This is a genomic window from Pararhodospirillum oryzae, from assembly GCF_007992075.1.
In the GTDB taxonomy this organism is placed as follows: Bacteria; Pseudomonadota; Alphaproteobacteria; order Rhodospirillales; family Rhodospirillaceae; genus Pararhodospirillum; species Pararhodospirillum oryzae.
Window position 1 is genome coordinate 1 of the sequence record NZ_BJZO01000122.1, and the last position, 9,381, is coordinate 9,381.

Annotated in this window: 7 protein-coding genes; 1 reads left to right on the forward strand and 6 read right to left on the reverse strand. The window is 66.0% G+C overall.

Annotation, left to right across the window (positions count from 1 at the left end):
- Nucleotides 1-126: 126 nt before the first annotated feature.
- A complete protein-coding gene (gene bioB, locus ROR02_RS15180) occupies nucleotides 127-1,101 on the reverse strand; it encodes a biotin synthase BioB (RefSeq protein ID WP_147164889.1) in 975 nt (324 codons plus the stop codon).
- Nucleotides 1,098-1,661 carry a biotin transporter BioY gene (locus tag ROR02_RS15185; RefSeq protein WP_147164890.1) on the reverse strand — a complete coding sequence of 188 codons (564 nt, stop codon included), beginning with the start codon at nucleotides 1,659-1,661 and terminating at the stop codon, nucleotides 1,098-1,100. Before ROR02_RS15185 ends, bioB begins: the two co-directional genes overlap by 4 nt.
- Before the next feature lie 740 nt (nucleotides 1,662-2,401).
- Here ROR02_RS15185 and gltA point away from each other — a divergent pair.
- Complete coding sequence (gltA, locus tag ROR02_RS15190; RefSeq protein ID WP_147164891.1) at nucleotides 2,402-3,706, forward strand: citrate synthase; 1,305 nt, start codon at nucleotides 2,402-2,404, stop codon at nucleotides 3,704-3,706.
- 127 nt (nucleotides 3,707-3,833) lie between these two features.
- Here gltA and ROR02_RS15195 read toward each other — a convergent pair whose 3' ends face one another.
- The 4 genes from ROR02_RS15195 to ROR02_RS15210 are packed head-to-tail and all read right to left on the reverse strand — an operon-like array spanning nucleotide 3,834 to nucleotide 8,957.
- A complete protein-coding gene (locus ROR02_RS15195) occupies nucleotides 3,834-4,646 on the reverse strand; it encodes an ABC transporter ATP-binding protein (RefSeq protein WP_147164892.1) in 813 nt (270 codons plus the stop codon).
- Nucleotides 4,639-5,670, reverse strand: a complete 1,032-nt coding sequence (locus ROR02_RS15200; protein ID WP_218032831.1) for a FecCD family ABC transporter permease — start codon at nucleotides 5,668-5,670, stop codon at nucleotides 4,639-4,641. The genes ROR02_RS15195 and ROR02_RS15200 overlap by 8 nt, the downstream gene beginning before the upstream one ends.
- The gene (locus tag ROR02_RS15205) at nucleotides 5,667-6,728 is read right to left on the reverse strand and encodes an ABC transporter substrate-binding protein (protein ID WP_147164893.1); all 1,062 of its coding nucleotides are present in this window, start codon (nucleotides 6,726-6,728) and stop codon (nucleotides 5,667-5,669) included. Before ROR02_RS15205 ends, ROR02_RS15200 begins: the two co-directional genes overlap by 4 nt.
- Before the next feature lie 33 nt (nucleotides 6,729-6,761).
- Nucleotides 6,762-8,957, reverse strand: coding sequence for a TonB-dependent siderophore receptor (locus ROR02_RS15210; RefSeq protein WP_147164894.1), 2,196 nt, complete (start codon nucleotides 8,955-8,957; stop codon nucleotides 6,762-6,764).
- Between the last annotated feature and the right edge of the window lie 424 nt (nucleotides 8,958-9,381).

The window sequence follows — 9,381 nt, forward strand, 5'->3', positions numbered from 1 at the left end:
CTCGGATTACTCTAGCAGGCTGTCAGGGAAAAGTAGGTACCGCTTTTCGGAAGCAGCCTGGAAACAGGAAAAAAGGGCGGATCCTCGTCAGGAGGGTCCGCCCTGCTCATGGGTGCCAGGCGCGTCTCAAGCCGCGACGTTTTCCACGGGCGCCAGCAGATCCAAAAGCACCTTGTCCTCGTCGGGCCCGGCGTTGGGCGTGGTGAGCAAGGTGTCCCCCAGGAACAAGGCGTTGGCCCCGGCGATGAAGCACAGGATCTGCGCCTCTTGCGAAAGCTGGCGCCGGCCGGCCGACAGGCGGACCCGGGCCCGTGGCAGCACAAGGCGGGTCGCGGCGATCATGCGCACCACCTCGGTGGAGGGCAGCGGCGGACGATCGGCCAGGGGGGTGCCGGGAACCGGGACCAGCATGTTGATAGGCACGCTTTCCGGGGGCGGATCCAGGCTGGCCAGGCTCCACAGCAGACCGGCCCGGTCGCGCAAGGTTTCGCCCATGCCGATGATTCCGCCGCAGCACAGGCTGATACCGGCCGCGCGCGCCGCCGCCAGGGTATCCAGGCGATCTTGGAAGGTCCGGGTGGTGATGATCTTGGAATAGAATTCCGGGCCCGTATCCAAGTTGTGATTGTACGCGGTCAAGCCGGCGTCGGCCAGGCGCCGCGCCTGGCTTTCGCTCAGCATGCCCAAGGTCACGCACGTTTCCAGGCCAAGCGCCGAGACTTCCCGAACCATGGTCAGAACAGCCTCGAACGGCGCGCCTTCCGGAGCGGAGCGCCAGGCGGCACCCATGCAAAAGCGTTCGGCACCGGCGGCCTTGGCCCGTTTCGCGGCCGCGATCACGCTGTCGGGATTCATCAGGGCTTCGCGGGTCAGCTCGACATCGTGATGATGAGCCGATTGCGGGCAGTAGGCGCAATCCTCGGGGCAGCCACCGGTCTTGATGCTGATCAGACTGGCGGTGTGGATCTCGTTGGGATCGTGGTGGGCGCGGTGAACCGCGTTCGCCCGTCCCACCAGATCCAGGAGCGGCAGGCGCAAGAGCGCTTCGATCGCCTCGGGGGTGGGGGAAGCGGGCGGGGTCCGGACGGGGATCGCGCTCACGAACGGACCTCCCGCAGGCGCGAAACGGCCGAAGCCCCAACGGCGACAATCAAGACCTTGATCAGATCGGCGACCAGGAACGGCGCCACGCCGGCGGTGAAGAGGTGGGAGGTCGGCACGAACGGGATCAGCCCGGCGACGCCCAGGGCATAGATCGCGACCAGACCGGCCAGCATGGCTCCCAGGCGCCCCACGAAGCCCCGACCGGCGGCGAGGAAGCCCACCAGCCCCGAGGCCACGAGATACCCCATCAGGTAGCCACCGGTGGGACCGGCCATGTAGGCAAGACCCAGGCCCCGCTCGGGTGTTCCCGAGAAGACGGGCAGGCCCAGCGCGCCAACGCCGAGGTACGCCACGAAGGTGGCCACCGCCAGCCGGGGACCGGCGGCCACGGCCAGGGCCATGACGACCAGGGTGTGCAAGGTCATGGGAACGGGCCAGAAGGGAATCTGGGTCTTGGCGCCCAGGGTCAGCAGGGCAACCCCGGCGATCAGGAACGCAAAGGATGTTGACCACGAGCGGACAGGGGCGGCGCCACGGGACAAGGAGCACGATAGCATGGGGACCTCCGGGCTGGATTCGACTAATTATCTATTATCCATAATAATAGCCTCCTTGGAGGCTCGTCTGGCCATACAAGCCCCCGTTTTTCCCCGAAGGCAAGGAAAGAGGGGTGATAAAACAACTATATATTATCTATAGTATATCAACCCCATGGGGGCTATCGCGCCTCCCTCCCGAGCCGGAACCGCGGCCCCGGCCACGATTCCGAATCGGATGGTCGGATAAACACCGTGAAACCCGCGCCTGCGTACGATGATATGTTGACATCACTCCCTTCCGCTCGAAGCCTCCCTTTCTCGCCCCCGCCCCTTCCCCTTTCTCCCCACGGGAGCGAATAACGAATTAACCCATTGTTCTAAAAAACTTAATTTGTGAGTGGAGGCTTTGCTTCCCGGTTTTGTCCAGGCGATGCGCAGGGAGATCCTGGCCTTACGGATGGCCCTCGGCCGGAAGGAGGAGAAAGAAACCCTCCGGCGCCCTCCGCTTTCGTGTATGCTGCACCCAGGGAGCTCCGTTCCGAAGACGGGTGACCTTCCCGTGCTGTTGGGACACTCGTCCGAAAGGCGCGTGGAGAGAGCTACGCAAAGGCGGAATCGCCCCCCGAAGGGGTCACCCATCAGGCCAAGGCCATGTCGGGGAGCCTGGAGATCCTGCCCTTCCACCGCATCTTGCCATCTCGCACCGGATCCCCGGATACCGTGCGGCGACGGCAAGGACCAGACTGGGGAAAGCGCCGATGACCGACACCAAGAATACGGTGACGATGATCGACAACCGCACCGGAAAAAACTATACCTTTCCGATCCTTTCCGGATCGGATGGTCCGGATGTGGTTGATATCCGTAAATTCTATAATGAAACCGGCATGTTCACCTATGACCCCGGGTACATGTCAACGGGAAGCTGTTCGTCGTCCATCACCTATATCGACGGCGACGCCGGGATCTTGCGTTATCGCGGTTATGATATTGCGGAACTAGCGGAAAACTGTGACTTCATGGAAGTAGCCTACCTGCTCCTGCGCGGCGAACTGCCCAACGCCAAGGAGCGGGACGAGTTCCATTGGACCATCAGCCATCACACCATGGTCCATGAGCAGCTGCATAAATTCGTTGATGGGTTCCGGCGCGACGCCCATCCCATGGCCATCATGTGCGGCGTGGTCGGCGCCCTGTCGGCCTTCTACCACGACAGCATCGACATTACCGACCCCTACCAGCGCATGGTGGCCCAGCATCGCCTGGTTGCCAAGATGCCCACCATTGCCGCCTGGGCTTACAAGTATTCCCAAGGCCAACCCTTTGCCTATCCGCGCAACAAGCTGAACTACGCCGAAAATTTCCTGCACATGATGTTCAGCACCCCGTGCGAGGAGTACGAGGTCAACCCGGTTCTGGCCAAGGCCATGGACCGCATCTTGATCTTGCACGCCGACCACGAACAAAACGCCTCGACCTCGACCGTCCGCCTGGCCGGATCGTCGGGGGCCAATCCGTTCGCGTGCATCGCGGCCGGTATCGCGTCGTTGTGGGGCCCGGCTCACGGGGGCGCCAACGAGGCCGTGCTCAACATGCTCAACCAGATCGGGACTCCCGACCGGGTGGGCGAGTTCGTCAAGCGCGCCAAGGACAAGGACGACTCCTTCCGCCTGATGGGCTTCGGGCACCGCGTGTACAAGAACTACGACCCGCGCGCCAAGCTGATGGCCCGCACCTGTCACGAAGTGCTGGCCGAAGTCGGGGCCGAGGACGAACCCCTGCTCAAGATTGCCATGCAGCTTGAGAAGATCGCCCTTGAAGACGATTATTTCATCGAAAAGAAGCTGTACCCCAACGTTGACTTCTATTCGGGCATCGTCTTCCGGGCCATGGGCATTCCCACGACCATGTTCACCTGCCTGTTCGCCCTGGCCCGGACCGTGGGCTGGATCAGCCAGTGGAAGGAAATGATCGAGGATCCCGACCAGAAGATCGGCCGGCCCCGTCAGCTCTACCAGGGCGCCACGGCGCGGCCGTTCATTTCCATGGAGCAGCGCGGCTAACCTTCACCGCGACCGGAGGAACGGAACGCCTTCGTCGATCCTTGGCGATCGGGAGGCGTTCTCCTCGATACCGGACCTTGGAAAAAGGGGAGAGGGGCGCCCGGCCCCCTCCCCTTTTTCCTTGCCCTCACGGCGGGCTGACGTCGGGCGACGGCGCGCCGGTCGTGTCGTCGGGGGCGTTGGAATGGGGAATCACCAGGGCGAAGGTTTCATGGCGCTGCCCCTCGTGCTCGAAGGCCACCCGCTTGAGAGGGACGCCATACAGGGCCCGCAACCGTGCCTCGGTCAGGATCTCGGAAGCCGGGGCGTCGTGGTTGTCGGCCCCGTCTTGCATGGGCAACACCCGGTCGGCCACGGCCAGGGCATGGTGCGGGTGGTGGGTGGTGAACACCACGCCCAGGCCCTCCTGACGGGCCAGGCGCCGGATCCAGTCCAGGATCAAAACCTGGTTTCCCAGATCCAGGGCCGAGGCCGGCTCGTCGAGAATCAAAAGATCGGCCCCGGCGACCAGGGCACGGGCCAGGATCACCAGCTGGCGCTGGCCGCCCGAGAGTTCATGAAAAGGGCGCCGGGCCAGGTCTTCCAGCCCGAAGCGGGCCAGGGCGTCCCGGGCGGCGGCCTCGTCGGCGCGGCCGGGCTGGGCCAGCAGGCCAATGCGCCCGGCCCGGCCCATCAGCACCATGTCCAGCACCGAATAGTCAAACCCCACCTGGAACAGCTGGGGGACGAAGGCCACCCGGCCGAAACGCTCGATGGTGCCTTCGGTCGCGCGGCCCAGGCCCAGGAGAAGGCGCAGCAAGGTGGTCTTGCCGCAGCCGTTGGGGCCCAGGATGGCCAGCACCCGCCCCCGGGCCACGGTGCCCGAATAGCCCCGGAACACCCAGCGCGCGGGGGTGTAGGCGTGGCCCACGTTGGAAAACCGGATCAGTTCGTCAGTCAAGGACCCACCCCCGGGCTTGCGAGCGCCAGAAAAGAAACGCGAAAACCGGTGTGCCCACCACGGCGGTCAACACCCCGATCGGCAGTTCCTGAACGGTCAGGGTGCGGGCCAGATTATCCATGGCCAGCAGGAAAACCCCGCCGACCAGGGCCGAGGCCGGCAGCAGGCGGCGGTGATCGGCCCCCACCAGCATGCGGGCGCAATGGGGCACGACCAGCCCCACCCAGCCCACGATGCCGCTGACCGCGACCTGCGAGGCCACCAAGGTGGCGACCAGGGCCACGATCAGCCAGCGCAAGCCCCCCACCCGCACGCCCAGCGCGGCCGCGTCGAGGTCGCCCAGCGACAGCAGGTTCAAGCGCCAGCGCAACAGCACGAGGCCGGTGCCGGCAATAAGCAGGGGCGGCGCGGCCAGGCGCAGGTCCTCCAGGCTGGATCCCGCGAAACTGCCAATCAGCCAGTAGACCATGGCGGGCAGCTTGCTGTCGGGATCGGCGACGTATTGAAGGAGCCCGTTCAAGGCGGTGAAGAAGGCGGCCACGATGATGCCGGCCAGGATCACGGGGAGCACGCCGCCCCCCCGGCCCAGCCGTGCCAGGCTCCAGGCCAGGAACAAGGCGCCGGCGCCGCCGGCGAAAGCCGAGAGCAGCAGGCCGGTCGAGGAAAAATCAAGCAAGATGGCCAGCATCCCGCCAAAGGCCGATCCGGCCGAGATGCCCACGATATCGGGGCCGACCAGGGGGTTGCGCAGCATGCCTTGCAGGGAAGCCCCGGCCAGCCCGAGCCCCGCCCCGGCCAGGGTCACCAGCAAGACGCGGGGCAGACGCAAGATGACCACGGCGGTCCATTCCGCCTCGGTCCATGTGGGATCGGGGGCCAGCGGCGCGGGCAGGAGCAAGGCGGCGGTGATGCGCATCTGCGTGGCCAGCGAAACGGGATAGGTGCCAACGCCCAGCGAAAACAGCACCATCAGCACGCACAGCGCGGCCAGGAGGGGAAGAATCAGGGGATGGGTTCGGATCACGGCGGGGTCTCGCGCAAGAAACGCTTGTAGTGGGCGGAAAGGGCGTTGGCCCGGGCATGAAGGGTCCGGTCGAGGTCGTCGTCGCTCAAGGTCAGGCCATAAATCGCGCGGTAGGTTTCGCGCAGGTCCTGGCGCAGGCGGGACGGCAGGCCGGGATGCAAAAGCTCGGCCAGCCAGCGCGAGAACAAGGGCCCCTCGATCAGGTCGGCGAAGCGCGAGCCGCCCATGGGCACCTTGTACACCCGGCGCTCGCGCACGGCGCGCACCGCCCGCCAGGCGGGATCCTCGTACAGGGCCTGAGGGCGGGCCGGGCCGCAGCAGAACAGCAAGACGACATCGGGGTTCCAGACCAGGATCTGTTCCATGGTCACCGCCCCCCAGCGCGAGAGCGACGCGGCGGCGTTCTCGCCGCCTGAGCGTTCCAGCAAGGCGCCATAGAAGCTGCCGCCGCCGATGGGGATCAAGGGGCGGTCCTTCCACAGGTACAGCACCTTCGGCCGCCGCTCCCCGACCAGCGAAGCGAGATCGCGGGCCAGGGCGGCGTAAAGGGCTTGGTAGCGCTCCACCAGGGCCTCGGCCCGCCCGGGCTGTCCGGACAAGGTGCCGAGCAGGCGGGCCGTCGCGATGTAATCGGCGTCGCTCTGGTTTTCGCGCAGGCCAACCACGGGCAGGCCGGCCCGTTCCAGGGGGGCGAGATAGGCGGGATCGTTGCGCCCGACCCACTGCAACACGGCGTCGGGGGCAAGGGCCAGGATGGCCTCGACGTTGGGCAGGAAGAAGCCGTCGGCGGCCACCGTGTCGGGCACGCGGGCGGCCTGGGGAAAGGCCTTGCCCAGCAGCCCCGTGGTCACAACCCGCACGGTGCTGGCGCTGGCCCCGGCCACGCGGTCGGTGCCCTGGTCCAAGGTGAGCAGCATCCACAAGGCGGAATTGAAGGTCACCATCTTGTGGGCGGGGAGCGACGCGGGCAGCGGCGCCCCCCGCTGATCGCGCGCGGGCGGCTCCCCGGCCCCGGCCGGGGGCGCCACCCCGGCCAGAAGCGCCCCCAGAAGAGCCATCCCAGAGAACCCGGGGAAGAAACGAGCCACGGCTTAGAACGTGATCTGAACGCGGCCGATGACGCTCATCGGTTCGCCCACGTTGATCATCGGCGTATCGGTGGTTTGCCAGGTGCCCGAGCCAATGTAATAGCGCTTGTCGAGAATGTTGTTGGCGTTGAGGCTGAGGCGCACGCGCTCGGTGGGCTGGTAGGCGGCGGCCAGGTCGACGGTGGTGTAGCCGGGCATGGAATACTGGACGTTTCGCTTCAGGTTGGCCGCGCGCTCGCCCACGTAGGTGAGGCCGCCGCCCAGCGAAATCCCGGCCGCCGGACCTTCCGAAAAGGTATACATCGACCACAGCCGGCCGCTGTGGGTGGGCACGTTGGGCAGACGCGACCACGTTTCATAGGTATCGTCCTTGGTCACCACCGCGTCGGTATAGGCGTAGGCGATCAGCATGTTCCACTCGGGCGTGATTTTCCACGTCGCGTCCAGTTCGACCCCCCGGCTGCGCTGTTCGCCGGTGATGCTGGTGATTCCGGTCACGCTGTTGGTGGTGCGCACGTTTTCGCGGGTCAGATGGTAGAAGGCGGCGGTGGCGGTGAAGGCCTCGCCGATGTCCAGCTTGATGCCGCTTTCAAGCTGCTCGCCCATTTCGGGATCCGCCTGCGGCAAGGTCCCCACGCTCACGCTGGTTCCGGGCGGCACGAACGAACGCGACCACCCCCCATAGAAGGTGACCCCGGGCCAAGCCTCGTAGGACAGGCCCAGACGCTTGCTGAAGGCGTGGTCGATGGTCGTGGCGTTGCGCGCCGTGCTGGTGGGCTGAACCTCGTCGTCTGATTCCCGGCGCACGGCGTCGTAGCGCAAGCCCCCCATCAGCTTCAGGCCCGGCAACACCTCGATCAGATCCTGGGCGTATGTGCCCACGCGCTGGGTGGTGAAGGTCTGATCCCAGGTGTGAGTCCACGACGGCTTGGCGAAGGAGGTGTCGGGGGTGAACAGACTGGTGGTGGTCACGGTTCCCCCATAAACGTCGCGCTCGACAACGCCATAGGCGTATTCCACGCCGCCCAGAACCTGGTTGGACAGGCCCATCACCTTGAAGCGGCCTTCCAGGTTGGTGTCCGAAAGCACCTCGCGGGTGAGGGAATCGGTTTTGTTGGGAGTCCGCCGCACCCGGTTCGCGGCCATGTCGGCGCTGGTGTACGAGGTCGAGGTCAGTTCCTGGGAAAACGAATACTGGTTCAAAAGCAGGCCCGAGCTGATTTTCCAAGTGTCATCAAGGGCGTGGGTCACCCGGCTGGAAAGGTTGAGGCCGATATCCCGGCGCTCGGACCAATCCGCGTCATAGCTGGTCGAGCGCGACAGGCCCGAGCCCAGGGCATACGCGGGCAGGCCAAAATCGTTCCCGTTCTGGTGACGCATCCGGTATTCGCTGGCCACGGTCACGGTGGTGCGATCGCCGGGCTGGGCCTGGAACTGGCCGCTGAGGTGGCGGGAATACGTATCGAAGTGATCGACGAACGCGTCCTTGCGGTCGGCGTCGGCGATCAGGCGCATCAAGGCCCGGCCGTCGTCGGTCAGCCTGGCCGACAGGTCGCCCGACCCGCCGACCTCGGCCCCGGTTCCGCCCCACAGGCTGCCGGTGACCGTGGTTTCCTGGAGCGGCTTTTTTGAAACGACGTTAATGGCGCCCCCCGGATTGCCATCGCCGTAGAGGACGGACGCGGGGCCTTTCAACACCTCGATCCGTTCCACGTTGCCCAGCCAGGGGCTGCGGTCGAAGGCGTCGTCGCGCATGCCGTCCTTGTAGAAGTTGCGGGTTTCAAACCCGCGCAGGATCGGCCACTGGGCGCCTTGCAGGGCGCTTTGGGTCGCCTGGGCGCCGGCGACGTTGCGAAAGGCGTCGTTGATGGTGGTCGCCTGCTGTTCCTCCAGCAGGCGCTGGGGAAGGGTCACGATGGCCTGGGGGACTTCCTTGTCGTCCACGTCCATCTTGGCGCCGGTGGACGTGTGGGTCACCCGATAATCGCGCAGGCCCTCGCCCTCGGGATCGTGACCAATCAGCGGCGCCTCGCGCTGGCCTTCCACGGTGACGGTGGGAATGGCATCGGGGGCTTCGCCGGGGTCCAGGGGAGCCTGGGCCTGGGCGGGCAGCGCCGCCAGCAGGGCCAGGGAGCCGAGCGCGGGCAGCGCGGGAGGGAGGGCATGGAGAAGGGGCGTTTTCTTTCTGGGCGCGGCCATGACCGGTCTCCAATCGTCCCGGAAACAACCAGGACAAAGGTAGAGAGTACCGGCTCAGGCCGACCTCCGATCCAGCCCTGCCCCTTGGACTTCTGCCCGGGGCCCGGAGAGGATCCGCATCGGGAACAAAGGGCCGATGGCGGGGCCCTTGTGCATGCTCCGGGTCAGGCCGTACCCCGGTCGTCCGGGGGATGTCAATCCCCCCGCCGGGTTCCGGCGCCCGCCCCGGAGCCGCCTCACGGGTCGGGAGGCTTTTCAGCCCCTTGAACACGCTCTCCTCTCCTTGAATTCCTTTTAAGAGCAAAGCCCGTCCATGGCCCGGGCCTGCCAGGGCCTCGCGAGAGTCCGAAGGAGGAGCGATTCGGCTCGCGAGGCGGCGCCCCAGACTGAAACTGGATCAACTTGAGTCAAGCTGGCCCAGTTT

Excerpts from the sequence above, each read along its gene's own strand:
- ROR02_RS15185 (WP_147164890.1), bottom strand. The coding sequence starts at position 1,661 with ATGCTATCGTGCTCCTTGTCCCGTGGCGCCGCCCCTGTCCGCTCGTGG.
- gltA (WP_147164891.1), top strand. The coding sequence starts at position 2,402 with ATGACCGACACCAAGAATACGGTGACGATGATCGACAACCGCACCGGA.
- ROR02_RS15205 (WP_147164893.1), bottom strand. The coding sequence starts at position 6,728 with ATGGCTCTTCTGGGGGCGCTTCTGGCCGGGGTGGCGCCCCCGGCCGGG.
- ROR02_RS15210 (WP_147164894.1), bottom strand. The coding sequence starts at position 8,957 with ATGGCCGCGCCCAGAAAGAAAACGCCCCTTCTCCATGCCCTCCCTCCC.